Annotated in this window: 31 protein-coding genes; 17 read left to right on the top strand and 14 right to left on the bottom strand. The window is 67.4% G+C overall.

Annotation, left to right across the window (positions count from 1 at the left end):
• Positions 1-331: 331 nt before the first annotated feature.
• The 5 genes from AB0H50_RS25680 to AB0H50_RS25660 all read right to left on the bottom strand — a co-directional run bounded on the left by AB0H50_RS25680 (position 332) and on the right by AB0H50_RS25660 (position 4,595).
• Positions 332-1,012 (bottom strand): TetR/AcrR family transcriptional regulator, encoded by a 681-nt coding sequence (locus AB0H50_RS25680; RefSeq protein ID WP_357457193.1) that lies wholly within the window; start codon positions 1,010-1,012, stop codon positions 332-334.
• Between the two features lie 158 nt (positions 1,013-1,170).
• A complete protein-coding gene (locus AB0H50_RS25675) occupies positions 1,171-1,989 on the bottom strand; it encodes an SDR family oxidoreductase (RefSeq protein ID WP_357457192.1) in 819 nt (272 codons plus the stop codon).
• 183 nt (positions 1,990-2,172) lie between these two features.
• The gene (locus AB0H50_RS25670; RefSeq protein WP_357457190.1) at positions 2,173-2,796 is read right to left on the bottom strand and encodes a TetR/AcrR family transcriptional regulator; all 624 of its coding nucleotides are present in this window, start codon (positions 2,794-2,796) and stop codon (positions 2,173-2,175) included.
• Positions 2,797-3,141: 345 nt separating this feature from the next.
• Entirely contained in the window at positions 3,142-3,807 is a 666-nt protein-coding gene (locus AB0H50_RS25665) for an MspA family porin (RefSeq protein ID WP_357457188.1), read from the bottom strand.
• Positions 3,808-3,866: 59 nt separating this feature from the next.
• On the bottom strand, positions 3,867-4,595 hold the full coding sequence (locus tag AB0H50_RS25660; RefSeq protein ID WP_357457186.1) for an MspA family porin: 729 nt from the start codon (positions 4,593-4,595) through the stop codon (positions 3,867-3,869).
• A gap of 380 nt (positions 4,596-4,975) precedes the next feature.
• Between AB0H50_RS25660 and AB0H50_RS25655 the strand changes: the two genes are divergently transcribed.
• Together AB0H50_RS25655 and AB0H50_RS25650 are read left to right on the top strand one after the other, a co-directional pair.
• Positions 4,976-6,487 carry a long-chain fatty acid--CoA ligase gene (locus AB0H50_RS25655; protein WP_357457662.1) on the top strand — a complete coding sequence of 504 codons (1,512 nt, stop codon included), beginning with the start codon at positions 4,976-4,978 and terminating at the stop codon, positions 6,485-6,487.
• Positions 6,484-6,678, top strand: coding sequence for a hypothetical protein (locus AB0H50_RS25650; RefSeq protein ID WP_357457184.1), 195 nt, complete (start codon positions 6,484-6,486; stop codon positions 6,676-6,678). The genes AB0H50_RS25655 and AB0H50_RS25650 overlap by 4 nt, the downstream gene beginning before the upstream one ends.
• A 145-nt stretch (positions 6,679-6,823) precedes the next feature.
• Here the strand turns inward: AB0H50_RS25650 and AB0H50_RS25645 are convergent, their stop codons facing one another.
• The 5 genes from AB0H50_RS25645 to AB0H50_RS25625 all read right to left on the bottom strand — a co-directional run bounded on the left by AB0H50_RS25645 (position 6,824) and on the right by AB0H50_RS25625 (position 10,456).
• Positions 6,824-7,075, bottom strand: a complete 252-nt coding sequence (locus AB0H50_RS25645; RefSeq protein ID WP_357457182.1) for a MerR family DNA-binding transcriptional regulator — start codon at positions 7,073-7,075, stop codon at positions 6,824-6,826.
• On the bottom strand, positions 7,072-7,410 hold the full coding sequence (locus AB0H50_RS25640; protein WP_357457180.1) for a hypothetical protein: 339 nt from the start codon (positions 7,408-7,410) through the stop codon (positions 7,072-7,074). Before AB0H50_RS25640 ends, AB0H50_RS25645 begins: the two co-directional genes overlap by 4 nt.
• Positions 7,411-7,451: 41 nt before the next feature.
• Positions 7,452-8,684, bottom strand: a complete 1,233-nt coding sequence (locus AB0H50_RS25635; RefSeq protein WP_357457179.1) for an FAD-dependent oxidoreductase — start codon at positions 8,682-8,684, stop codon at positions 7,452-7,454.
• A gap of 489 nt (positions 8,685-9,173) precedes the next feature.
• Entirely contained in the window at positions 9,174-9,425 is a 252-nt protein-coding gene (locus AB0H50_RS25630) for a hypothetical protein (RefSeq protein WP_068061590.1), read from the bottom strand.
• Positions 9,426-9,877: 452 nt separating this feature from the next.
• Entirely contained in the window at positions 9,878-10,456 is a 579-nt protein-coding gene (locus tag AB0H50_RS25625; protein WP_357457177.1) for a YdcF family protein, read from the bottom strand.
• 134 nt (positions 10,457-10,590) lie between these two features.
• Between AB0H50_RS25625 and AB0H50_RS25620 the strand changes: the two genes are divergently transcribed.
• Both AB0H50_RS25620 and AB0H50_RS25615 read left to right on the top strand, forming a co-directional pair.
• Positions 10,591-10,926, top strand: coding sequence for a metalloregulator ArsR/SmtB family transcription factor (locus AB0H50_RS25620; RefSeq protein ID WP_357457175.1), 336 nt, complete (start codon positions 10,591-10,593; stop codon positions 10,924-10,926).
• Complete coding sequence (locus tag AB0H50_RS25615) at positions 10,923-11,408, top strand: SRPBCC family protein (protein ID WP_357457173.1); 486 nt, start codon at positions 10,923-10,925, stop codon at positions 11,406-11,408. Before AB0H50_RS25620 ends, AB0H50_RS25615 begins: the two co-directional genes overlap by 4 nt.
• Here AB0H50_RS25615 and AB0H50_RS25610 read toward each other — a convergent pair whose 3' ends face one another.
• Entirely contained in the window at positions 11,409-12,644 is a 1,236-nt protein-coding gene (locus AB0H50_RS25610) for an MFS transporter (RefSeq protein WP_357457661.1), read from the bottom strand.
• A 212-nt stretch (positions 12,645-12,856) separates the two neighbouring features.
• Between AB0H50_RS25610 and AB0H50_RS25605 the strand changes: the two genes are divergently transcribed.
• Positions 12,857-13,510 (top strand): metalloregulator ArsR/SmtB family transcription factor, encoded by a 654-nt coding sequence (locus tag AB0H50_RS25605; protein ID WP_357457171.1) that lies wholly within the window; start codon positions 12,857-12,859, stop codon positions 13,508-13,510.
• Positions 13,511-13,623: 113 nt separating this feature from the next.
• On the opposite strand, the gene AB0H50_RS25600 is transcribed toward AB0H50_RS25605, so the two are convergent.
• Both AB0H50_RS25600 and AB0H50_RS25595 read right to left on the bottom strand, forming a co-directional pair.
• Positions 13,624-13,962 (bottom strand): Lsr2 family protein, encoded by a 339-nt coding sequence (locus AB0H50_RS25600; protein ID WP_357405145.1) that lies wholly within the window; start codon positions 13,960-13,962, stop codon positions 13,624-13,626.
• Between the two features lie 255 nt (positions 13,963-14,217).
• On the bottom strand, positions 14,218-15,021 hold the full coding sequence (locus tag AB0H50_RS25595; RefSeq protein ID WP_357457170.1) for an IclR family transcriptional regulator: 804 nt from the start codon (positions 15,019-15,021) through the stop codon (positions 14,218-14,220).
• Positions 15,022-15,227: 206 nt separating this feature from the next.
• Here AB0H50_RS25595 and AB0H50_RS25590 point away from each other — a divergent pair, with 206 nt between their 5' ends.
• The 10 genes from AB0H50_RS25590 (at position 15,228) to AB0H50_RS25545 (ending at position 22,077) form a co-directional block, all read left to right on the top strand.
• Complete coding sequence (locus AB0H50_RS25590) at positions 15,228-15,698, top strand: hypothetical protein (protein ID WP_357457168.1); 471 nt, start codon at positions 15,228-15,230, stop codon at positions 15,696-15,698.
• Between the two features lie 104 nt (positions 15,699-15,802).
• Positions 15,803-16,207 carry a hypothetical protein gene (locus tag AB0H50_RS25585; RefSeq protein ID WP_357457166.1) on the top strand — a complete coding sequence of 135 codons (405 nt, stop codon included), beginning with the start codon at positions 15,803-15,805 and terminating at the stop codon, positions 16,205-16,207.
• Positions 16,208-16,238: 31 nt separating this feature from the next.
• On the top strand, positions 16,239-17,120 hold the full coding sequence (locus tag AB0H50_RS25580; RefSeq protein WP_357457164.1) for an alpha/beta fold hydrolase: 882 nt from the start codon (positions 16,239-16,241) through the stop codon (positions 17,118-17,120).
• Positions 17,107-17,991: an acetoacetate decarboxylase family protein gene (locus AB0H50_RS25575; RefSeq protein ID WP_357457162.1), complete on the top strand. Its 885-nt coding sequence runs from the start codon at positions 17,107-17,109 to the stop codon at positions 17,989-17,991. The genes AB0H50_RS25580 and AB0H50_RS25575 overlap by 14 nt, the downstream gene beginning before the upstream one ends.
• An 86-nt stretch (positions 17,992-18,077) precedes the next feature.
• Positions 18,078-18,224, top strand: coding sequence for an SRPBCC family protein (locus AB0H50_RS25570; protein ID WP_357457160.1), 147 nt, complete (start codon positions 18,078-18,080; stop codon positions 18,222-18,224).
• Positions 18,225-18,248: 24 nt separating this feature from the next.
• Positions 18,249-18,593, top strand: coding sequence for a hypothetical protein (locus AB0H50_RS25565; protein ID WP_357457158.1), 345 nt, complete (start codon positions 18,249-18,251; stop codon positions 18,591-18,593).
• A complete protein-coding gene (locus AB0H50_RS25560; RefSeq protein WP_357457156.1) occupies positions 18,593-19,627 on the top strand; it encodes an LLM class flavin-dependent oxidoreductase in 1,035 nt (344 codons plus the stop codon). The genes AB0H50_RS25565 and AB0H50_RS25560 overlap by 1 nt, the downstream gene beginning before the upstream one ends.
• Before the next feature lie 104 nt (positions 19,628-19,731).
• The gene (locus AB0H50_RS25555; RefSeq protein ID WP_357457154.1) at positions 19,732-20,715 is read left to right on the top strand and encodes a helix-turn-helix domain-containing protein; all 984 of its coding nucleotides are present in this window, start codon (positions 19,732-19,734) and stop codon (positions 20,713-20,715) included.
• Between the two features lie 62 nt (positions 20,716-20,777).
• Entirely contained in the window at positions 20,778-21,383 is a 606-nt protein-coding gene (locus AB0H50_RS25550) for a cysteine hydrolase family protein (protein WP_357457659.1), read from the top strand.
• Positions 21,384-21,432: 49 nt separating this feature from the next.
• Complete coding sequence (locus tag AB0H50_RS25545) at positions 21,433-22,077, top strand: hypothetical protein (RefSeq protein WP_357457152.1); 645 nt, start codon at positions 21,433-21,435, stop codon at positions 22,075-22,077.
• 277 nt (positions 22,078-22,354) lie between these two features.
• Here the strand turns inward: AB0H50_RS25545 and AB0H50_RS25540 are convergent, their stop codons facing one another.
• Positions 22,355-22,897, bottom strand: coding sequence for a TetR/AcrR family transcriptional regulator (locus tag AB0H50_RS25540; RefSeq protein WP_357457150.1), 543 nt, complete (start codon positions 22,895-22,897; stop codon positions 22,355-22,357).
• A 93-nt stretch (positions 22,898-22,990) separates the two neighbouring features.
• On the opposite strand from AB0H50_RS25540, the gene AB0H50_RS25535 reads away from it, so the two are divergent.
• Entirely contained in the window at positions 22,991-23,467 is a 477-nt protein-coding gene (locus AB0H50_RS25535) for a DUF6463 family protein (RefSeq protein WP_357457148.1), read from the top strand.
• A gap of 12 nt (positions 23,468-23,479) precedes the next feature.
• Positions 23,480-24,214, top strand: coding sequence for a hypothetical protein (locus AB0H50_RS25530; RefSeq protein WP_357457146.1), 735 nt, complete (start codon positions 23,480-23,482; stop codon positions 24,212-24,214).
• The last annotated feature ends 18 nt before the right edge of the window (positions 24,215-24,232 follow it).

Genomic DNA, 24,232 nt, shown 5'->3' with positions numbered 1-24,232 from the left:
CGGGAACTTACTAAGCGCTTATTTTCTACCGCCACCTTGCGGGACGGGTGCCGCCGCGTCAATACCGACCACCCGGGAAATCGCCTGTGACATGCCTCACGCAAGACGCGAAAGACCAGGTCATGCCGCATAAACCGACACGATATTGAACTCGAATTCAGATTTCGCCAGCGCCACGGCGCCCGCGCGGGCGACGGGCATCACGCGGCCGAGCCGCGCCGGCGGCGGCCACGAAAGAACCCCGGAGCGGAGTCCGCGGTGAGCGCCCTCGCCATTCGCGGGACGAAATCGCCGAGAAGCGCCCGCCCGTCTGACGTGGGCTGATCCGCGCTCAGTCGGCCGCGGGTCCGATGCGCACCGCGTTCACCCACAGCCGGGTGGCGGTGCGCACCAGCTCGTCGATGCTCGCCTCCTCCCCCAGGACGAACGCGTAGTACGCCATCCGGCTCACCATGCCCGACAGCGCGCGCGCCGCTTGGCGCGGATCGAGCTCGGGATCGGCGAGTCCCCGCCGCTGCAGCTCCGCGAGCGAGCGGGCGTTGCGCTCCCAGAAGGCGCGACTGCGACGCCGGCGGACCGCACGGAACTTCGGATCGATGGTGGCCACCTGATCGAGAATGGCCATCAGCTTCGCATTGCGTTTGTACGCCTCGAAGTAGGCCCGGTTGCTCGCCTCGATGACCGCCGCGGGTGACGCCTCGTCCGGATCGAGCCGTGGCATGCCGGGGTGCAGCATCTCGTCCCGGGCGAGGTCGAGTACCGCTTGCAGTACCTCCTCCTTGCCCGCGAAATAGGTGTAGAAGGACCCGGTCGAGCACTTCGCTTCCGCGGCGATATCGGAGAGCCGGGCCTCGAGATAGCCGTCGCGTTCGAACACCGTGCGAGCCGCGGCGACCAGCGCCGCGCGTGTTCGCGCACCACGTGCCGTGCTCGGGAGGTCGCGCAGGACCGATGTGTCGGCAAGCGAGGGTATGTCCCCCGCCGCGACATCGTCTCGGGTCGTCCTGGTCATCACTACCCTCGCTCTCGCCTCTCGATTCCCCGGTACATCCAGGTCGAACGCTAATCGAACCTGAGTTCATCATCAAGTTTGCGGCGTCCCGCATGCGAGGTTCGGGCCACACCGTTCGACCACCCCGGAGCGGCCGAGATCGCCCCGGGGTAGTCGATTCACTCCGCAGTCTGCAGGAGCGCGGCCTGGTAGCGCCGCATGCCGCCCAGCCACCTGTCGTAGTCCGACCCTTTGCCGCGGTACATCTCGAGCACCTCGGGATGCGGCAGGACCAGGAAGCGCTCCTGGTCGACAGCGTCGAGCACCACCGTCGCGACCTCGTCCGGGCTCAACACCGCGCCCGCGCTGGTGACCGCCCTGGTCGCCGCCGCACCGAGCGCGTCTCCCGACTCGGCGCCCGCGCGCAGCAGCTTCGTCTCGACGCCCATCGGACACAGGCAGCTCACCCGAATTCCGTTGTCGCCGTACGTGACCGACAACCACTCGGCGAACCCGACGGCCGCGTGCTTGGTCACCGCGTACGCGGCCGAACCGATCTGGGTCAGCAGGCCGGCCGCGGAGGCGGTGCTCACGAAATACCCCTCGCCGCGTTCGAGCCAGCCGGGGACCAGCAGCCGAGCGGCCCGCACGTGCGCGTTGACGTTCACATCGATCGCGGTGTCCCAGCCCGCGTCGTCACCCAGCCCGACCGGCCCGCCGACGCCCGCGTTCGCGAAGTACAGGTCGACCGGCCCGAACTCGCCCTCCGCGCGCGCGATCAATCCGCCGATCTGCGTCGGGTCGGACACGTCCGCCCCGACGGCCACCGCCGAGCCAGGGGCGTCTTCCGTGATGGACCGAACGAGGGACTCGGCCGCATCGGCGTCCAGATCGGCGACCACGACCCGCGCACCCTCGCGCACCAAGAGCCGCGCGATGGCGCCGCCGATCCCGCCGCCACCTCCGGTGACAATTGCCGTTCTTCCAGCGACCTTCACGAACATCTCCTTCCGAGATTCCCCAGGCGCGAGCGATCCCCCGGTCGGCCACGCCGGGCCGAGCATCCAACAAACTTGAATCCTACGTCAATTTCAAGTTTGGACAAGGGTGGCCGACGAACGCGTAAAGGAGCTGGCGCATCGCCCGGATATCACCGGGGAACAGAGTTCGGAGAGTGCGGATCAGTCCGAGTCGAGCTGCAGAGCGTTGACCCACAGCTGCGTCAGGGTGGTGACGAGCTTCTCGAACGGGATGCGCTGATTCTGGACGAAGACCGTGTAGGCCATCCGGCTGACCATCACCGACAACGCGTGCGCGGTGATCACGGGATCGAGGTCCGCGCTGGCTCGGCCGGATTCCTGCAGCTCGCTGATCATCTTCGCGTTGCGCTGCGCGAAGGCCTTGCCGCGTTCGATGCGCAGCCTGCGGAAGTCCTCGTTGATCAAGGCGACTTCCTCGAACACCGCCATCAAGCGCGCGTTGCGCTTGTAGGAGCGGAGGTACTCCCGGTTGGCCGCATCGATGAGGTCGCGCGGGTCGGTGACGCCCGTGCGCTCCCGGACGTGCGGGTGCAGCATCTCTTCCTGCACCTGTTCGACGACCGCGGCGAAGATCTCTTCCTTGCTGTCGAAATAGGTGTAGAAGGACCCAGATGCCGTGCCTGCGGCCTTGGAGATGTCGGAGATCTTGGCGTCGAGGTACCCGTCGCGCTCGAACACCTCGCGCGCCGCGGCGACCAACGCCGTGCGCGTGCGCTCGCCGCGCTTGGTGCGCGGGACGCCTTTCCGAGGCTCGGTCTCACTCACAACGGGCTCGGACACCAACGCTGGCCACTCACTGTCGGTCGATGGGACGGTTGACGCGTTCACGGTATCACCGCGTCGCCGGCGTCGGTCGCACCGCCGGAATGTGCGCGAAGTGGGCCCGTACCTGCACCGACAGTTCGCGAAGTGGCGTCGGGCCGCCGAGATCTTCCGCTATCGAGAACCGCTTACCGACCCACATCTGTTGTCCGGCAACACTTTTGACCAGTGTGCGAAATGCCGGTCCGCGCACGGATCAGGTGTTCGAGGCGGCGCAGACGGTCGCCACCGCGGCCGGGATCCGATCGAGCCCGGCCGCGACGGCCACACGAGTCCCGCGGCGTGCGATCAGCCGAGACTGAAGGGCTGTCCCCAGAAGACGACGATCTCCCTGGCGTGCGGGGTGTCGACCTCGACGCGGACGAACGAGCGAGCTTGCGCGTAGCCCGCGCACCCGCTCAGTGCGATGGTCGAGTTCTTCCATGTCACGCTGCCGCTCGCGCCGCGGAACTGGATGTAGGGCAGGTGCACCTCGTCGCCGAACAAATCCGGCCCTTCGATGTCGAGCAGGTAGAACGTCTTCGCCTGCCCCGGGCCGAGACTCAGCGTCCCGCCCGCTCCGATCCCGCCGGAGGGCCGCTGGCCTTCCCAGTCGGAGCTGTAGGTGCTGTTGCCGTTGACGCCGCCGCCACCGATGTTCACCTGGCACCCGACGACGTAGCCCGGACGGATCTTCCCGCCCAAAGCGTTGCCCGCGACCTCGACCTGGGCGCTGGCCGAGACCCACACGTTGCGGTGCAGCGGGGTGGCGCCCATCGGCGGGCTGATGAGCGCGGATTCGTCCGCTATGCGGACGGTGACAGCGGTGCCGTCGGGCAGCGTTTCGGTGATGCTGCCGCCGGGCAAGGGAACGAAAGTGTCGGCCTGCGCGTGGCCGGTGGACAGCAGTCCCGCTGCGGTGACGGCCGCTGCGCACAGGCCTGCCGCGCGCATGGCTTTCTTACGGTCGAACATAGGTATTTCCTCTTCGAGTTCGTCTCAGCGACAAATGTTTTCCAGTGATTTCGACCGCGTCAGCCGATGCTGAACGGAGCGCCGTAGAGAGTGGTCTTCGAGTAGTGATCGCCGACGATCTCGACGACCGCGTACGACCGGGCCTGCGCGTACCCGCCGCAGCCCTGGATCTCCATCTCGACGTCCCGATAGCCGAGCGTGTAGACGCCTGGCGCGAGGATGTCCTTGAACCCGACCTGTACGAGTTTGATTTCACCCGGCCCCAATTGGATTCCGCCGGAGCCGCTCACGCTGAAGCCATTGGTAGTGATGTTGCCGGACAGACCCGCCGAGATGGCTTTGTCGCCGATGCTCACCTGGCAACCGATGATGTATCCGGCGTTGACCTGGGACGCGCCGTGGGTCGAGGAATTGTTGGTGCCCGGCCAGTTCTCCGGCGTGCTGTACGGACCGGGCTTCTCGACGACCGGGGCGACGCCGACGTCGGCGGTGATCGTTCCCGACACCCACACCACGCGGCCTGCGCCATTGGCGGCCATCGACGACGACACGATGGCCCGTTCGGCCGTGCGGTCGATCCGCACACCGGGTCCGTGCTCGGCACCGTCGGGGAGCGGCACGAAGACATCCGCGTGCGCGGCGCCGGTGGAGAACAGCCCCACCGCTGTCGCGGCGGCGAATCCGACGCCCGCGACACGCGTGATCACGCGGCCGTACCGGCCATCACCCGGTGTGTCGACGGGGGTTCCGGGCGCGCCGGGAACGGCGCGCAAGGAGGTGGACTTCATCAGAATTGACCCTCATCTCGGTCGAAATGCGGTGGCGGGCATCGAGATACCCTTCGCGCGGCGCGACGTACGCCGCACACCACGTCGCCGATGTCATCGCGAATTTCTCATCGCATTGCCCGCGCCGTACATCGCGAGCGATGGTCGCCTACCTGCCCGTCGGAGGGTGCGGTGTGACGGCCAACACATCGGCTGGCCGGACTTTAATTGAAACCGGCGTCAAGTTCAATAGGTCTTTTGCCGAGGATTACCGGCGCCATCGCCAGCGCTTCACTCGCTCAACCCGATTGAAGTTGACGCCGAATTCATATACAGTGCCATCGAACGTGACCCCCGTCACATGCCTTTCCATACCCGGTCTCTACCTGTCTGGATGTGCCATGACCAATGTCGCCGACCGTTTCTGGCAGCACGCCTCCGAGCGCCCCGACGCCATCGCGCTGCGCCTCGGGGACCAGCGCATCACCTATCTCGACCTCGCACATCGCAGCGCCGCCTTCGGTGGCCTTCTCACCGATTCCGGTGTGGCAGCGGGCGACCGCGTGCTGCTCGTGGCGCCGACCGTCCCGGAGTTCGTCGTCGCCTACCTCGGCGCCCACCTCGTCGGGGCTGTCGCCATTCCGGTGAACACCATGGCCACCGCTCCCGAAATCGGCTATGTGCTGGACGATTCCGGCGCCCGGCTCGCCATCGCCTGGCATGGAGCGCAGGCCGCGGCACGGCAGGCGGCGGCCGAGCGCGGCATTCCGTTGCTCGTGCTCGAACCCGGCGCGTACACCGAGCCGACGCGGGTGGTCGCCGAACCCGTGCGGCGCAACCCCGATGACACCGCGATCCTGCTGTACACCTCGGGCACCACGGGCAAGCCGAAGGGCGTCGAGCTCACCGTCTCGAATCTGATCGAGACGGCGCGAATCTTCATCGACCAGCTGCAACTCACACCGGAGGAACGGTTCGGCACCGGATTGCCGCTGTTCCACGTGTACGGCCAAGCGGTGTGCCTGATCACGGCGCTGCACGCGGGATGCTCGTTCTCGATGGTGTCGCCCTTCCAGCCGCAGGCGATGATCGAGATGATCAGAGATCACCGCCTCACCGTGGTCTCCGGCGTGCCGACGATGTGGAACGCCATGCTGCACACCGCCGGTGACTACGGACCGCACGACTTCGCCAGCCTCCGCCTTGCCGCCTCCGGCGGGGCGTCGCTTCCCGCCGAGGTCATCCGCGCGTTCTCGGATCGGTTCGGCTGCACCATTCTGGAGGGTTACGGACTCACCGAATCCAGTGGCGCCGCGACCTACAACGCGCTGGACCGTGAGCAGCGGGTCGGATCGGTGGGGGTCGCGTTGCCGGGGACCTCGATCGAAGTTCGCGATCCGGAGGGCAACGTCCTGCCCGCGGACGCCGTCGGTGAGCTCTTCCTCCGCGGACCCAGCATCATGAAGGGGTATTGGAACCGCCCCGATGCCACCGCCGCCGAACTGTCCGGAGGATGGCTGAAGACCGGCGACCTGGGACGCATCGATGCCGACGGTTACGTCTATATCGTCGACCGCGCCAAGGACCTCATCATTCGCGGTGGATACAACGTCTATCCTCGGGAAGTCGAGGAGGTGCTCTACGAGCACCCGGACATCGTGGAAGTGGCGGTCATCGGCATCCCGGACGACCACTACGGCGAGGAGGTCGGGGCTGTCGCCGCCGCCGCGGCCGGAAGGCGACTCGATCCGGAGGAGCTGCGAGCCTGGGCGAAGGAACGCCTGTCCGCCTACAAGGTCCCGCACCGCTTCGCCTTCGTCGACCAGCTGCCCAAGGGCGCCACCGGCAAGATTCTCAAACGCGCGCTCGATGCCACCGTGTTCGCCGCCGCGACCGAGAAGGCCACCCGATGACACTGGTCGCGCACGACGCCGCCTGCTTCATCGACTGGTTCCCGCACGTCGCCACGACCCGGATGGCTCCCCAATGGAACTACCGCCACATCAGCGAGGAACTCATCCCCGCCCTGCTGGCCAAGAGGCTCACCGACGACGACATCGACGCGATCCCGGTCCGCAATCCGCATCGCTACTTCGAAAAATGAGCGGCACGGCGTGCCCAGGGTGGTCAGCGCGTGACGGCGCAACAGGATACGTCGGCCTTCGTACCGCCGCAGCCGCGCGAACCACCGCACCCGGTGCGGCGGAACCGCCGCCCTGTCCACGCCAGACCGGCCACGCCGAGGACGATCAACCCGATACCGACTGGCTCGAGCCATGACACGCGCAGCAGCGCTGACCCGCTACCAGCGAGACCGGCCGCCATGAGCAGCGGGGCCAGATGACCCGAAGCAACTGGACCGTCCGCTCCGGATACAACCGATGTCCGCCCAGCGACCGGTCCGGCGTGCTCACCAACCCACGGCGCTCGTAATAGCGCAGCGTCTGCACGTTCACCCCGGCGGCCGCCGCGACCTGACCGGTGCGCAAGGTCGCGCTCACCGTTCGACCTGAGCCAGCGCCCGCTGCTCGAGCGCATCGAGCACCTCGACGTGGGCGGGCGGGACCTCGACGCGCATGACCGGCCCTTCCTCTCCGGTGTCGAAGGTGAAGGAGAAGAACGAGCAGCAGGTCGATTCCCGCACCGCGAGGTCGCGACCCACGGCTTCGGCGCCGTCTCTCAGGACCAGATCCAGCCGTGTCCGCTTCGGGCGCACGGTCGAGCGCACGGACGAGGTGAAGAAGTCGTCGAACTCGGCCACCCGGACCGGTTGCTCGATGGTCGGCAAGGTGCACGCCTCCGGCACCCAGTCCGCGGAATCCAGGTTGTTCGTCATAACGCCACGGTAAGCCCGTACCCGGGTACCGGATGCAAGCGTCAGCGGAACCGGTCGGCGCGAAACGGTGTCAGCACCGGTGGACGGACGCCGTCGAGGATGTAGCCGGTCAGCGCTTCGGCGGCGGGCGCGGCCAGTGTCATGCCGAGCATGGACAGCCCCGTGAGGAGGTAGGTGCCGGGATGGCCGGGCAGGCGGTCGACGATCGGCAGCCCGTCGGGTGTGAGCGGTCGTCGCCCGCTCCAGAGGTGCTGCCGATCGCTCCAATCGACGCCGTCGAGCATGACCGCCGCGTTCCGCGCGATCGGCGCAAGACGCTCGGTGCTCAGCCGCGCCGACGGCCCGAAGTCCATGCCCGCGGCGATGCGAAGGCGGCCGCCGATCGGCGAAAGGGCGATGTGCGCGTCGAGCAGCAGTATGGACCGCCGCACCGCGGTGGCGACCGGGACGTCGAAGCTGTAGCCGCGCCCGCCGATGAGCGGGAATCGCTTGCCGATCAGCGCGGTGCTCGCACCGGTCGCGACGACCACCACATCGGCGTAGCGGCGGTCGTCGCGCATGGCGACGCCGGCCCGTGGACCGGGCTCGGTCAACCCGGCGACGGCGCCGCCTTCCTCGATGCGCACCCCCTGCGACCGCAGGTAGGCGGCCAGCGCGGCGAGGAAGGCGCCCGGATCGATCTGTACGTGATCGCGCAGCTCCACGCCGTAGCGCACCTGCGCGGACAGCGCGGGTTCCCGCACGCGTAGTGCGTCGGCGTCCAGGACGGTGCTGGATATCGCGAATCCCGCGGTGCGGAACGGTTCGCGGGCGCGGATGAACGTCTCGACGGCGCTGATATCGCGCGCCACGGCCAGCAAACCGGCGTCGCCGCGGGTGAATTCGACGCCGTCGGCGGCGAGCTGATCCAGCAGCGGGAAGCATCGGGTGCCGAGTTCGGCCAATGCCAGCGTGCCGTCACGGTAGCGGTGGGCGGTGGCGTGGCGCGCGAAGGACACCAGCCAGGGCATGAGACGCGGGTAGTCCCGGAGCGCGATATGGGTCGCCGCTTCGGCAGAACGCATGTGCCGCAAACCATCCCGCAGCAGTCCTGGTTCGGGCAGCGGCCCGGTCTGAACCGGGTCCACCCAGCCGGCGTTGCCGTGCGAAGCCCCGGCACCGACGTGCTCGGCTTCCACGACGGTGACCTCGACTCCGCGTCGCGCCAGGTGATAGGCGGTGCTGAGTCCGGCGATCCCGGCGCCGACGACCAGTGCGGTGCGTGGCGTGTTCACCGGCGCACCAGTTCCCCGACCGGGTGACTGCCACGCGACCGGTGGCCGTCCGGCGAGAGGTCGAGACGCATGGGTTTTCCTTCCAGTAGACCCAGGCAGCATGTTGTGATCAGCGGTGCGGTGGTCGGTATTTCGAGACACCGGTTCCGGCGTGGGTTCCGACCACCGCAAGAGGTTCGCGGCACCGGTCGCCGACGCCGGTCGATCAGCGCGGCGCGGGGTAGCGTCTGGACGGGTTCGGCGCCGAGCTGGCCGACCCGGCGATGCCATGCCCGGTGCGGCCGACGGAATACCCATCCGCCGTGCTGGACTGGTATAGCCCAGGTCGGGCGGGAAGTCCAGCATCATCGCGCCGACGCGGTGCCAGCGCAACCCCGATCGACGGCTTTCGTCAGTCGGGTCGTCGAACGAACGTGGTTCGTTGCAACGCCATTCGCAGCGATCGCGGTGACGGCCGAAGGTCACCGACACCGCGAGCAGGCCGACGGATCACCCGAGGACCTTCTCCGGCAAGCCCCAGCAGGGGTACTCGCGGGCGGCGTCGACGAGGCCGACGCTTTGCGGCGTGCGGCAGACGACGTGCGGTTTGTGCCGATAGTCCACGACCAGGTGTAGGTTCGCCGCCTTCTCGCCGGTGAATGTCTGGTGGCATTGGGAGCAGTGGCACACATTGTGCGCGCTCAACGGCCACCAGGACTCGCACCCCCGGCATTTCACCGTCTCCGCCGATTTCGTCTTCATGGTCACTCACCCACTCGCGCCGCCGCGCCGCGGTCCGCCATCACCTTGGCCGTACCCGCGTCGTGCTGCGTCACACCCTTCGTCTTCGATCACCGAGCGGGGTCTCGGCAGGACTGTCGACTGCGAAAGTCGATCCAGTCCCGACGTCGTCATCCCAGCTGTCCGGCTCGGCGACCCCGACGGTAGCGTACGCGTCGAATTCGGTCTTCGCGGATTCTGTTGCCCGGTCCGTGATCTGATGGGGCGCTCGGCGAACCCCGAGGCGTCCGGCAGCGATTCTCCGCGGCGGTGAGCAGCGAAGCTGAGGCCATACCCGCAATAAGAGATGGCTCCTGACGGGTTGTCGCACATCACTGTTCGGCGGTGCGAGTCGAACTGCCGCAAAGAGCACTGCCGGACAAGCACTTTCACCGGCGCGGGAATGGCGGCGTCCAGCGGGACGACGCCGCGCGTCAGGGACGATCGCGAACGGCCTTCAGCAGACTGTAGAGGGCGACCACGGGTTTCAGTGGCATCCAATCGCCGAACCGGTACTCCGCTCCCCTGACCAGGCGGGACGCGAGGCCGGGCGACTGCTGCGCGAGGTAGTGTCTGGCCTTCGCGGCATGGGACGGCAGCGAGACGATCTTGATTCGATCGACGTCCCTCAGGTACGGCATCGCGAAAGCGATGTTCTCCCAAGTGGTCCGGCTCCGCTCCTCCAGGACCAGCTCGCCGCGGTATCCGCGGGTTCGCGTGGCGTACTCGGCCATCAGGGACGCCTCGGTGCGCGGGCCCGCGCACGGGCCTCCGCACAGCACGAGCCGGCTCTCGACCGCCGCCGGATCGATGGACCGCAGACCCGCACGAACGCGCCACCGGTTCATGGCGTTGGCCCGCGTACCCGCATTGCGATACCCGAGGACCACGACCGCCTCGGAGGTACCCGGCACCGACCCGACGAGCGTGCGGGAGGCGCGCCAATTCGCCCACTCGCCCCACAACATCAGCAGCACGAGGCCGGTGGTCGTCAGCCAGGTTCGTTTCCCCACGACTCCAGCCAAGCACACACGTCAAGAGAGATCAGCGCTCTCGGCCAGGATTCCGCACGCCCGCGCCATCTAAGTGGCGAATTACCCCGTCAGAGCCCTTGCGCACGGCGCTATGAAAGCGCAGACTTACGTACGTGGCTGCTTTCAAAGATGTCGATCTGGCGATTCTGGGGGATCCGATGCGGCAGGCGATCTTCGAGCGTCTGGCGCGGCGGCCGTCGTCGGTGGGCGAGCTGGCCGAGTCGTTGCCGATCACACGCCAGGCGGTGTCACAGCACCTGCGGGTGCTGCGCGATGGCGGGTTGGTGGTGGCCACACCGGAAGGCACGCGGCGGATCTATCGGCTCAACCCCGATGGAGTCGCCGCGCTTCAGGCGTACTTCCAGCGAATCTGGGATGACGCACTGACCGCTTTTCAGAAGGCCGCCGAGGTGGCGGCTCCCGATTCCGAACAGGAGCAGCATCCATGAGCACACCTATTCCCCTTCCCGTTCTGCAGGGCAAAGCGACCGTGGCGATGCCGCTGGAGAAGGCGTTCGCGTTCTTCACCGAATCGTTCGGCAGCTGGTGGCCCGCCGCGTATCACATCGGACAGGCCGAGATGGCCGACGCGATCATCGAGCCTCGCGAAGGCGGGCGCTGGTTCGAGCGCGGCGTGGACGGATCCGAATGCGACTGGGGCCGCGTGCTGGCGTGGGAGCCGCCGCATCGGCTCGTGGTCACCTGGCAGATCAACGGGCATTGGCAGTACGACCCGGATCCCGCCCACGCCAGTGAGATCGAGTTCCTTTTCACCGCGGAGGGTCCGGAACAGACCGGTCTCACCCTCGAACACCGGCACCTGGACCGGCTGGTGGAGGGCAAGGCCATCCACGACACCATCGTCGAACGCGGTGGCGGCTGGAGCACCATGCTGGAGCTGTTCGCCAAGGTGGCCGAGGCGCAGGGCTGATCATTCCGCGGTGGACGATCGCACGCCGAGGTCGAGCTCGCGCCGTCCGCGACTCGCGTGTGCGACGACGGGCACGACGGCCACCGCCAGGACGCCGCCGGTCAACGCGAGAGCGGGGTAACTGGCCGCAGCGACCACGAGACCGGAACCCAAGCCACCGGCGGCGCCCGCGATGGCGATCGAAACATCTACCAGTCCTTGGGTTTTCGCGCGAGTGGCGATCGGGACGGCGTCGGCGACGATCGCGGTGCCCGCGAGCAGGCCGAAGTTCCAGCCCACTCCGAGCAGCGCCAGGGCCAGCGCGAGCAGCGCGACGGAGTCGCCCGGCGCGGTCGCCGCGAGCAGTCCGGCCGCGAGCAGGGTCAGCCCGGCGGCCGCGGCGACGGGCAGGCGGCCGTAGCGGTCGACGAGCCAGCCGGTCAGCGGCGAAGGCAGGTACATGGCGCCGACGTGAATGGCGATGACCAGCCCGGAGGCGGCGGTGCCGTGGCCGTGGTCGTGAATGTGCACCGGCGTCATCGTCATGATCGCCACCATCACCAGCTGGGTCACGGCCATTACCAGCGCGCCCACCGCGACACTGCCACCGGTGCGGGCGGGCGCGGCAGCGGTGGAGGTCCCGGCCTCGGCGGCGGACGAGTCGCCGTCGACGGGCAGGGTCCGGGCCAGCAGTAGCGGGTCGGGCCGTAACCAGAGGGTCAACACGAGGGCGGCCAGGGCGTACGCGGCCGCGGCGAGCAGGAACGGTCCGGCCAAGTGCGGGATGCCGAGCGCTTCTGCGAGCGCGCCGGTGGGGGCGGCGAGATTGGGGCCGACGACTCCGCCGAGGGTGGTGGCGACCAGCACGGTCGCCACCGCGCGGCCACGATGCGAAGCGTTGGCCAAATCGGCTCCGGCGTAACGGGCTTGCAGGTTGGTGGCGGTGCCCGCGCCGTAGACGAAGAGCGCGACGAACAACAGCACCGGGTCGTCCACGGCGGCCGCGGCCACGACGCCGAGGCTGCCTGCCGCCCCGACCAGGTATCCGGCGGCCAAGCCGGGACGGCGGCCACGCGCTTGCGACATGCGCCCGACGGCGACGGCGGCGAGCGCCGAGCCCGCGGTGAACAAGGCGCTGGGCAGCCCGGCCAGGCCGGTGGAGTCGAGCATGTCCTTGGCCAGCAGGGCGCCCACTGTGATGCCCGCGGCCAGTCCGGCGCCGCTGAGGATCTGTGCGGCGACGAGCACCCGCACCATGCGGCGCTGGAGCTCCAGGATGTCGCGCAGCTCGGGGCCGGACGAGATGGTGCTGTCGGTGCTTGACACAGAGCTTTCTTTCTTCGACTCGCTCGCCCGCGCCGAGGTGCTCGACGAGCGCCGCGTCCACCGGAGCCGACGCGCATAGACTGGCAATCACATTGTTCCAAAGATCTTTGGAACAATATTCCATCAATCATTGGAGAAGCAAGGTGAGTGAGCTGACCGGCCGCAAAGCCGCCCTCTACGACCAGATCGCCCGGGTCGGCAAAGCGCTCGGCAACGGCCGCCGCCTGCAGATCCTCGACCTGCTCGCCCAGGGCGAGCGCACCGTCGAGTCGATCGCGACCGCGACCGGCATGAACCTCACCACCGCGTCGGCCAACCTGCAGACGCTCAAGAACGGCGGACTGGTCGAAGCGCGCCGCGACGGCACCCGCCAGTACTACCGCCTCGCCGGAGACGACATCGCCCGGCTCTTCTCGCTCGTGCAGAGCGTCGCCGAAGCCCACCTCGCCGACGTCGCCGTCGCGGCCGCCGCGGCGCTCGGCTCTCCCGACGACGTGATCACCCGCGACGAACTCATCCGCCGCCGCGACAACGGCGACATCATCCTCGTCGACGTCCGCCCGCACGACGAATACGAAGCCGGGCACATTCCCGGCGCGATCAACATCCCCCTCGCCGAACTCGCCGACCGGCTCGCCGAGCTTCCCGCCGACCGCGACATCGTCGCGTATTGCCGCGGCGCCTACTGCGTCATGGCGCCCGAGGCGATCCGCATCGCCGGCGAAGCGGGCCGATCGGTCAAGCGATTCGACGAAGGCATGCTCGAATGGCGTCTGGCTGGGCTGCCCGTCACCTGAACGCTGCCGTTCATCCGAGCGCCCCATTCATCCGAACGCCGCGGTTCATTCGAGCTCAGGGCCGGCGAGAACGCCGGCCCGCGCCCGACCGTGCACCCTTCGGGACCTGCCGATTACGAGGCGGCTTTCTCGTACGCCGCAACGAGATCGGACGGCACCCGGCCGCGACTCGGCACCGCGAGACCGTTCGCCCGCGCCCACTGACGAACCACGCCCGCCTCGGGTCCGCGCGTATTCGTCGGCACGATGGTGGCGCTGCGCCGACGAGCCGCTTTGCCGACCTGACGACCGAACGGAATCCACTCGCCGAACACTTCTCGTAAGCGAGCCGCGTTCTCCTCGGACAAGTCGATTTCGTAGCCGACTCCGTCGACAGCGAACGACACCGTTTCCACCGCGGGTGAACGTCCGTCGAAATCATCGATCACTGTGACAACCACTCTGCGTGCCATCGACATCCACTCCCAACTCATCGAATCGACCGGACCGTCCCCTGCCAGGCCCGGAGAGCAACGCGATCCAGACAGCTCGAAACCATCGCTGTTCTGGGACTCTCCGTCCAGACGCTGGATGGTACGCGCGTTCGGTCCGAACGCGGAATCGATGTCCGCTCCGGAACTTCCGAGCGCCCGCCCGGGATAGCCGATAACTCCCTGTGCGACGCGATAACGAGTCCCATTCTCGAATTCGGCGGCGCGTCAGACGATCTACGCGATGAAACCGGTGATCTCCCGCGCCGCGGCGAGCAATGGTTCTCGCAGCGCGCGAATTCGTTCGGGAGGAAGCCGGTCGCCGACGGCCGAAATGGTGACCGCCATGTAGGGCTGACGCGTCCGGGACGGTACCGGTGCCGCCATCCCCGTCACTCCGGGTAACACGGTGTCGGTGTCGAAGCACCACCCGTGTTCCCGGACGTCGGCGATCTGCCGGCGGACCGAGGAGAGGCGCGCGGCGAAGTTCGACACGTCGAATCCCAGTCTCTCGCGGCGAGGTTCGTTGGCGCGTAGCTGCGCTTCGACTTCGTCGGGAGCATGCCAGGCCAATAGCGCGATCCCGGCATAGGTGGCGCCGAGTGGCACCGTCTCGCCCACCTCGACCACTCGCGCGCGAATCGGGTACGACCCTTCGGCGCGAATCAGGTAGTGCAGTCCGCTCAGTTGACGGAGGGCGACGTAGACCGTGTCGCCGGTGCTGTCGGCGAGCCGCTGCGCGCATCGTTCGATGCCGCCGTAGTCGGCGATCGGCGAGGGCGCACTCAGCCCGAGCGCGTACAGGGCGGGACCCAGACGGTACTTCTTCGCGCGCTGCTCGATGTATCCGATCTCGATCAGTTCCCGCAGCAGCCGGTGCACGGTGGGACGCGTCAAGCCGGTCGCCTGAGTCACGTCGATCAACCGGGCTCCCCACGATCCATGGAGCGCGACTGCCTCCAGAATGGTCGCGACCCGGTTCAGCACGCTCGTCCGTGACGCGTCGCCGCCGGACTCCCCCGATTCCTCGATCTGCACCACGCGCCCATCGTAGCAAAAGTCCATCCAACGGACTATTTCAAGAAATATGCCCTATGCCATAGAACAGTGGTTGACAGATTGGTCAATTACATTTGATGATGTGTTCGGCGCGCAGCAAGCTGCATTCACAGCCTGCAAGCGCGGGAGAGCGGAATTCAGGAAGTCCATTCAATGAACTTTTTCACCCAATACCGAGGAGGACGCCGGTGAGCAGACCCATATCCGACGGCTCATACGACGATCGCGCCACCCGCACGATCAAGGTGTTCATCGCACTGAGCTTCTTCGGCGAATTCAACTTCCTCGTCCTCGGCCTGATCCTGTTTCCCGAGCACGGCACCCTGCTGTGGCGGGTGGTCTGGACGCTCGGCCTGTGCGGCATCGGAATGGGGGCGGCGGTCGGCGGACTCACCTACCTCGTCACCGCCGGGCAACGCCCCGGCAGTCCGGCGGGATTCGCGCTCACCGCGGCATGCGGCACGCTGGCGTTGAGCGTGTGCCAGACCCTGTGCTGGTCGCTGGATCACAATGTGGGACTGAACTATTGGGGATCGGTCGACATGCCCGCGCTGTTCCTGGCGAAGGGCTATGCCTCGGCGCTGGCGGGCGGATTGCTCGGCGGCTACCTGCTCAATTCCCGGCGCGGCGCGCGGCTGCTCGAACTCGCGAGAGCCTGACCGCGATGGCGGGCGCTTCCACGGATGCTTTCCGAATCACATTCTGCGCGTCCGTCATTGCCGCCGTACTCACGCTGATCGCTTGGCACGGTGCGCTTCTGGGGATGGCCGAGGGCGCGGCGGTGAAAGCGTTGGCGGCGGCGTGGTTCATGCTCGGATGGGGTGTCGCGCCCGGAGCACTCACCACGGTGGTCGCGCGATCGCCGCTCGGACGCCTCCCCCGGCATTGGGCCATGTGCGCGACAACCGTTGCGAGCCTGCTGCTCACCACCGGCGTGTGCTACGTCGTCTACGCCTACCTCACCGATCCCGCATTCATGGACGCCGCCATGGGCACACCGGCGAATCACGCGTCCGGCGCGGACCACGCCTCTCACCATCCGAGTCCGACTGCCGCGTCCTATCCCCCACCTCGGTTCGAGGTCGTATCGACCCCGATCCTCTGCGCCATCGCCCTGTCCCTCGCGGGGCTCTTCACCTCGGGACGACGTCAGTCCCCGGACCTCTAGGCCGAAGTCTCAGCTCGAAAGGAAGCTGTCCATGCCGCTGCTACGCGCCAATGGCGTATCGCTCGCCTATACCGATACCGGAACGCCACCGGGCAGGCCCGATGCACCGACGATCCTGTTCGGTCACGGATTGTTGTTCGGGGGCTGGATGTTTCGGCCGCAGATCGATGTCTTGCGGGACCGATACCGCTGCGTCACCGTGGATTGGCGCGGCCAAGGCGAAACACCCGCCACGGCGGGCGGGTACGACATGGACACGCTCTGCGACGATGCCGAAGCTTTGATCCGGGAACTGGATCTCGCGCCGGTGCATTTCGTCGGCTTGTCGATGGGCGGGTTCGTCGGTCTGCGGCTCGGCGCACGCCGCGGTCGGCTCTTGCGGTCGCTGACGGTTCTGGACACCACCGCCGACGGTGAGCCGCGCGATGCCGCCCGGAAGTACACGCTGTTCGCTTGGATCTATCAGCTCCTCGGCGCCGCACCGTTGAAGCAGCAGGTGCTGCCCACCTTGTTCGGCCCGGACTTCCTCAATTCCCGGCGCAGCGAACCCGTTGTCCACGAATGGAGCGCTCGCCTATCCCGTTCCAGCAGAACAGGAATCAGGAAAGCCATTCTGGCGGTCGCCGATCACGCCGCGATCGGGGACGAACTCGCCGACATTGTCGCGCCCACCTTGGTGATCGTCGGCGCCGACGACAACGCCACTCCCCGGCTCGACGCGGAGCGGCTCGTCGCTCGGATCGACGGATCCACTGTGCAGGTCGTTCCCGCCGCCGGGCACACCAGCAATCTCGAGCAGCCGCACATCGTCACCGCGTGCTTGGCGTCGTTCCTCCACTCGGTCGACAACGAACTCGGCGACCTCTCGAAAGCCACCGCATCACTCGACGGAGTCGGTCATGGAACTCATTGAAATCATGCTCGGGGACCGCAAGGTTCCCGTCATCGAGAACGGCTATTACGACCGCTACCGGATGAATCCGGATCTCGACGAGATCCAGCGGGATCCGGCCGTCGGTGACCTCACCTTCTTCCGGCGGATGCCGAAGCGAATCGCGGATTCGGCGTTGGGTCCGATGTGGACGCCGAATTTCTATTACCGCACGCGTTCGGCGCAATTGCTCTTCGCGGCGCCGCTGTCGCGGCTGCGAGCTCACCTTCCCGCGCCGCTGGAGCCGGTCCGCATCCTGCCGGGCATCGGACTGATCGCGCTGGCGCTCTACCGCTACGAAGTCTGTGACAACGACCCGTACAACGAGGTGGGCGTCGCCGCGGTCGTTCACGATCCGCGCCGCAAGGCCAGCGCCCGCAACGTCGTCGACGACCTCCGGCGCCGGGTCAACTATGCCCATGTCCTCGCACTGCCCGTGAACACCGAGATCGCGCGACTGCGCGGGGTCGACGGCTACAACCTGCCCAAGTGGCGAACCGATATCGACGTGAACATCGCCGGCGAGGTGTACGCGCGGGTCGCCGGCCCCGGGGGCCGGACCGATATCGAGGTCGGCGCGAAGCTCCCCGCCGTCCGGGATCTGTCTTCGGAATCCCGCGTTTCGACCACCAAACTCGTGCACACCCTGGACGGAACCTGGCACGAGACGATCACTCAGGCCAATCCTCTCGCGACCGGCGCGCGCATCCTCCCCTCGAACGTTCGGCTCCACCTCGGCACCGGACCGCTCAGTGACCTGCTCACCGACCTCGGCGTCAGCAGGGCGCTGCGATTGGAAGTGATCCCCGAAGCGCAACTCGTGCTGCATCTTCCGCGTCCACTCGCACTGTGACGCACACCGGCGACCGCCAGCCGGCACACCGATACCGAATGCGCGGCACGGACCTCGCACCACCGAACCGAAGGAGTACCGACACGATGGAGTGGACCGGCGCGACATATGCCGACACCCCGACCGCCGAGGGCATCATTCACATCGATGCGCCCCTCGCAAGAGTCTGGAACGTCGTCACCGATGTCGAACTGATGCCGATATTCAGCGACGAACTGAAGTCCGCCGAATGAGTGGACCCCGTCCAAGGCGCGCGATTGGGCGGCTCTTTCGTCGGTACGAGCCGGCATCCGAAACTCGGCGAGTGGTCGACCACGTCCTACATCGTCGAATTCGACGCGCACCGGACGTTCTCCTGGGTCGTCGGAAGTATCGAAACACCCGGTGCGACTTGGCGATTCACCCTCGAACCGGACAACGGTGGCACCCGCCTGCGGCAATGGGTCCGGATGGGTCCGGGACCGTCCGGCCTGAGCTTCGCCATCGCGGCCATGCCGGAGAAGGAGCAGAAGATCGTCTTCGTCCGGATGCGCGAGCTCGAACGAGCCATCGAGCACACCCTCGCGGCGATCAAGACCTTCATCGAGGGGGACGAACACTGATGCGCACCGCAACCACCATCGAAGCCTCCTACCCTGGAGCCCTCGAATTCGCTTTGGAGGCAGAGAAACTCGGCCTCGATGTCTGCTGGGTCGCCGAGGCGTGGGGCTCGGACGCGCCGACCGCGTTGGGCTACCTCGCCGCCCGCACCGACCGAATGTTGCTGGGCTCCGGCGTCATCCAGATCGGGACCCGCACACCCGTGGCGATCGCCCAAGCGGCGCTCACCTTGGCGGACTTGTCGCAGGGACGGTTCCTCCTCGGCCTCGGCGCCTCGGGACCGCAGGTCATCGAAGGCCTGCACGGCGTTCCGTTCGCCGAACCGCTCGTCCGCATGCGCGAAACCGTGGACATCATTCGGCAGGCGTTCGCCGGAGACAAGATCAGCTACTCAGGTCGCAGGCATGGGATTCCGCTGGCGGGCGGCGAAGGCAGGCCGATGCGACTGTCGCTGACCGCGAATACCGAAATCCCGATCTACCTCGCCACCCTGTCACCCCGCATGCTCGAGCTGACCGGACGGATAGCCGACGGCTGGCTCGGCACGAGTTTCGTCCCCGAACGCGCCGCCGCGTATCTCGACCGCCTCGACACCGGACTGGCCGCCGCGGGGCGGTCGCGCGACCAGCTCGACATCTGCCAAGGCGCGGAGGTCGCCTTCGCCGACGACGAGGACACGCTGCGGACGATGCTCGCCGCCCGCAAGAAGGAGCTGGCCTTCAGCCTCGGCGGGATGGGATCGGGCGCCACCAACTTCTACAACAACGCCTACAGCCGCCAAGGCTGGGCCGAGGTCGCCGAAGCGGTACGTCAGCGCTGGCAGGCGGGCGATCGGCAAGCGGCCGCCGCACTCGTCACCGACGAGATGGTCCTGGCGACCACGTTGATCGGCACCGAGGCGATGGTCCGCGCCCGGCTGCGCGTCTGGCGCGACGCCGGTGTCGACACGATCCGCCTCTACCCCGCGGGTGACACCATCGATGCGCGGGCGACGACCCTGGGCCGCGCACTCGACATCATCCGCGACCTGGACTGAGCCGGCTCGGCCGGAGTAGGAGGCGGCGACGACGGCACATCGGTGGCCGGATCTGACAGAGATACGTCGTTGCGGCCATCGGCGCGCGCCTCGACGATGGACTCATGATTTCGAGCCACCGCGTCGTCATCGCGACCTTCCCCGATGTCGACCTGCTCGATGTCACCGGGCCTGCCGAAGTGTTCGCGCTGGCGAACCGCGAGGGTGGCGGGCGGGTGCGCTACGACGTGCGGCTGGCGAGCCCGGTCCGCGGCGAAGTGCGGACCTCGGCCGGGGTGCGTGTCGTCACCGACCTGGGCTTCGACGAGGTCGAGCCGACGATCGACACGTTGATCGTCCCCGGCGCGGTGGACACCCCGCCCGGCGGTCCGGTTGCGCGCATCGATCGGGAGGTCGTGGCGTGGATCGAGTCCGTGGCGCCGCACGCGAGGCGAATCGCCTCGGTCTGCGTGGGTGCGCATCTGCTCGCCGCCGCGGGTTTGCTGGACGGAAGAACGGCCACCACGCACTGGTCGACGGCAGGCCAGCTCGCGGCCGAGCACCCGCACATCGTCGTAGACCCCGACCCGATCTTCATTCGCTCCGGCCGGATCTGGACCGGTGCGGGGATCAGCGCGTGTCTGGACCTCTCGCTGGCACTGGTGGCCGAGGATCACGGCGAGGACTTGGCGTTGCAAGTCGCACGGCAACTGGTGGTCTATCTCAAACGGCAAGGCGGGCAGAGCCAATTCAGCGTGCCGCTGAGCCGTCCCGCGACCGCCCGGCGCGACATCGACGACCTGCGGCTCTTCATCACCGAGAACTTGGACGGCGACCTGTCCACCGCGGCGCTTGCGGCCAGGATGTGCCTGAGCGAACGCCATTTCACCCGCGTCTTCCAGCAGGAGACCGGCGCCAGCGCCGCGGTCTATGTCGAGGCGTGCCGGGTGGAAGCGGCGCGCCGTCTGCTCGAAACCACCGACCAGCCCCTCGAACGGATCGCCGCGACGGTCGGGCTCGGCTCGATCGAGACACTGCACCGCGCCTTCCGCAGGCAACTGTCCGCCACACCCGGCGACTACCGGAAGCGATTCCGCGTCACCACCTGAATATCGAGCGTCAATTCCGCTCGAATTTCCCCTTCCCACACAGAAAGTAGCAACACATGTCGATGAATGCTGTCTCCAGCACCCTGCGCGACGTGATCGGTCTGGACGATCGGCTGCCGCGACTGGCCGACGCCACGGTGATCATGATCGATTTCCAGAACACCTATCTGCACGGTGTCATGGCGGTGGACAGGGCCGACAAGGCACTGACCGCCGGTGCCCGATTGCTCACGGCCGCAAGAGAATCGAATCGGCCGGTGGTGCACATCGTCAACGACGGCGGGCCGGACACGCCCTACGACATTCGCGCCGACATCGGCGCGATCAGCGATCCGGTCGCCCCGCGAGCGGGAGAACCGGTGGTGGTCAAACAATTCCCGAACGCGTTCCACGGCACCGATCTCGAGCAGATTCTGAAAGAGCTCGGCGCGGGGCAGGAATTGGTGCTCGCCGGATTCATGACCCACATGTGCGTGAGCTACACCGCCCAGGGCGCGTTCAATCTCGGCTACCGCCCGACCGTCGTCGCGGAAGCCACCGCCACTCGATCCCTGCCCAACCCGTTGGGCGACACCGTGCCCTCGGCCGCGCTCCAGAACGCGGCCCTGACCACCATCGCCGACCTGTTCGGCGTCGTCGCTCCGACCGTGGACGACATCCTGCACTAGGCCGGGCTCACGCATGTGGCTGTCGGTCCCGGCTGTTACCTTGCGCGGCATGACGATCGACCGGAGCGCGAGCTCCGCACACGGAGCGGCCTTGACCCAGCGCGTGATCGAAGCGGTGCGGCGGGCGCCAGAAGCCTCCGCGCTCGAATATCAGCACGTCCCCTGGGTGGAGGGGAGCCCGCGGCCGATGGCGGCGGATGTCTTGGCGGACATGGTTTTTCCGTCGAGACGTCCGCTGCCGCCCAGCCTGCGGGCGTGGCTGGCGTTCGATGTGAGTTTGCTGGAGCGTTACGGCTGGTTCGGCCCGGACGGCGAGCTCACACCTCGGACGCTGGACGAGCTGGTGCGCGACGAACTGGGCACGCAGTGGGGAGAATGCTACCTCCCGCTGTCCGACCGCTTCGATGAATGCTTCCTGCTCCCCGGCGGTTCGGACTCCAGGCGAGTCCTCGCCGTCGGTGAGCCGGACGCCGAGGGCGAATACCCTGTGCTCGCCGTCGATGTGGACGACCTGCCTTACGTGGGCCTGATGTATCCCGGATTCGACGTCTACCTGGCCAACACCGCGAATCTCGTTCGGATGGAATTCCCGACCTACACCGCACTTTTCGACCACGCGACCTACGGTTCGCGAATGCGACGGCACGCCCGCCACTTGTTCGCGGGAGATTCTTGCGCCGAGTTTCCGTTCTGAGCCCACACACGCGAAGCCGTCGCAGCAGGGCGCCGGTCACGCCAGGTCGAGACCGGGCTTGCCGCAGCGCGAGCCGGGCCCTTGTCCCATAGTTGCGGCACGACGACGAGCAGCAGGAGAAGGACGGCGTGAAAGCTCGCGTGAGGCGGCGATGACGGCTCTATCCTTGTCGAATGTTCGCGTCGAGAAGCGCCTCGATACGCAGTTTCCCGCCGAATAGCGCGCTGTCTCTGTTTCGGTGGTTCAGCGGCCGCGAACTGTAACGGGGTCTTCGCCGTCACGGGTGCAGGAGATGTTCTCCGGCGAGCTGGATGGCCTCGAGCTTGGTGTAGCCGGGATGGTCCGCGACGATGAAGTGGCGGCCGATGGCGAGCGCGAACATCAGCGTGCTGCGCGCCTCGATCTCGTCGGGATCGGTGAGGAAAGCGCCGAACATCTTGCGCAGGAACTCCATCCGCTCGTTGTCGACGCGCCGCAGGCGCGTCGCGACGGACTGGTCGTGGTTGGCCCAGGCACGGATCGCCAGATCGATCCGGTGCAGGTCCTCCGAGAACGTCATCCGGCCAACGCGCCGGATCCGGTCGGCGGCATCGCCGCCTTCGGCGTTCGCCTGGGCGATGACCTCCGTGGTGCAGCGATGTTCCCACTCGTCGAGCATCTCCGTCAGAAACGCGGCACGCCCGTCGAAGTGCCCGTAGAACCCGCCTTTGGTCACGCCGAGCGCGGCGGCGAGCGTCTCGACACGGACCGCGTCGGGCCCGCCTTCGGCGAGGGCGTCGAGACCCGCCGCTATCCAGCGGGCTCGGGATGTTCGGGCCACGGCGGGAATCCCGGTCACCTCCATTGATCGAACTTCGTTTATACGGTACCGTACAAACGTACCTGTACGGTACCGTATAAATGGAGGCGAACCGTGCCACGAATCATCCACTCCCCCAAGCGATTGCTGCGCTGGGCCAGCGGAATCATGGTCTTCCTCGGAGCCGGGCACCTCGTGTTGCTGACGCTCTTCGCTTGGGACGACATCACCGGCTGGGTGGATCGCGGGATATGGGCAGCGGTCCCGCTCGCCGTTACCGAAGAGGGCGACGGCCCGACGGTGGACTCACTGCTGAACGAAGTCACCTTCTGGGCCGGGCCGGGAAGTTTCGCCGTACCGTTCATCCTTTTGGGTTGTCTGACATGGCATCTCGCCGAGCGCGGGATCGCCGTGCCCGCCGGGATCGGCTGGGGACTCGCGGCATACAGCGCGTTCAGCGGTGTCCTGCTCGTGCCATCTCCGTACTTCGCCGGAGTCGTCGCGGGCGTACTCGTCGTCGTGGCGGCGCGCAAAGGCGTTCGGGCGGAGGCGAACCGAGAGCGGGCCGGTAGCGTCATCGCCGGGCACTGAGAGGCGGACCGGATGTCGGAGCACATGATCGAGGACCTCGTCGAAGGCTCGATACGGGCGCTGCACGCGCGAGCTCCGGTCGGGGATCGATGCGTTCGAGACTGGTTCTCGGTGCTGTACCGGTTCCAGGAGACCCACGACTGCTCGTTCACCCATTTCCGAGTGATGGACGTGCTTCTGGAGCGCGGCTTCACCTACCGATTCGCCCTCACGGAGCACCCGGAGTATCCGCAGCGGCGCGCATTCTTCGACGGGCTGGCCGAATTCACCGCGTTGTCGGAAGCCGGCCACCCGCCGGACGCGGAGGACTGGGACGACTTCGACGACTGGCTCGACCAGGGCTACGTCGACCCGCCCCATCTCTACTGCGACGCCGGGACGGCGTTGTGGCGGCGGATGGCCGAAACCGGAAAGCTCGACGGGCACGACGCCGAACCGCTGCCCGGCACACCCCTGGCCGAGGTTGTCCACGAAGTGGCGCTCGCCGCGGAGGACGCGGGTGACATCGAGTTGATCGCGCTGTGGCACGCGCAGGGAATCGATGCCTTCCTCGGCGTCGCGGGCATCGCGGATGCGCGGCGAATGCGCGCCGTGCGCGCCTTCCGCGATATCGCGCTGCGCACCGGCGCGATCACCTTCGACCTCCCCCACGGCTACCGGCCGCCGCCGGAATTCTACGAAGACGACCCCCTCGAATCCTGGTGGGCGGGCGCCGATTCGGCTGAGTACGACGACCTCTTCGCCTAGCGATCGTCGCCGATCAGA

It is taken from the genome of Nocardia sp. NPDC050793, from assembly GCF_040654065.1.
Lineage (GTDB): Bacteria > Actinomycetota > Actinomycetes > Mycobacteriales > Mycobacteriaceae > Nocardia.
The sequence above is the reverse complement of the archived record's forward strand: the minus strand, read 5'-3'. Positions and strand labels throughout refer to the sequence as shown.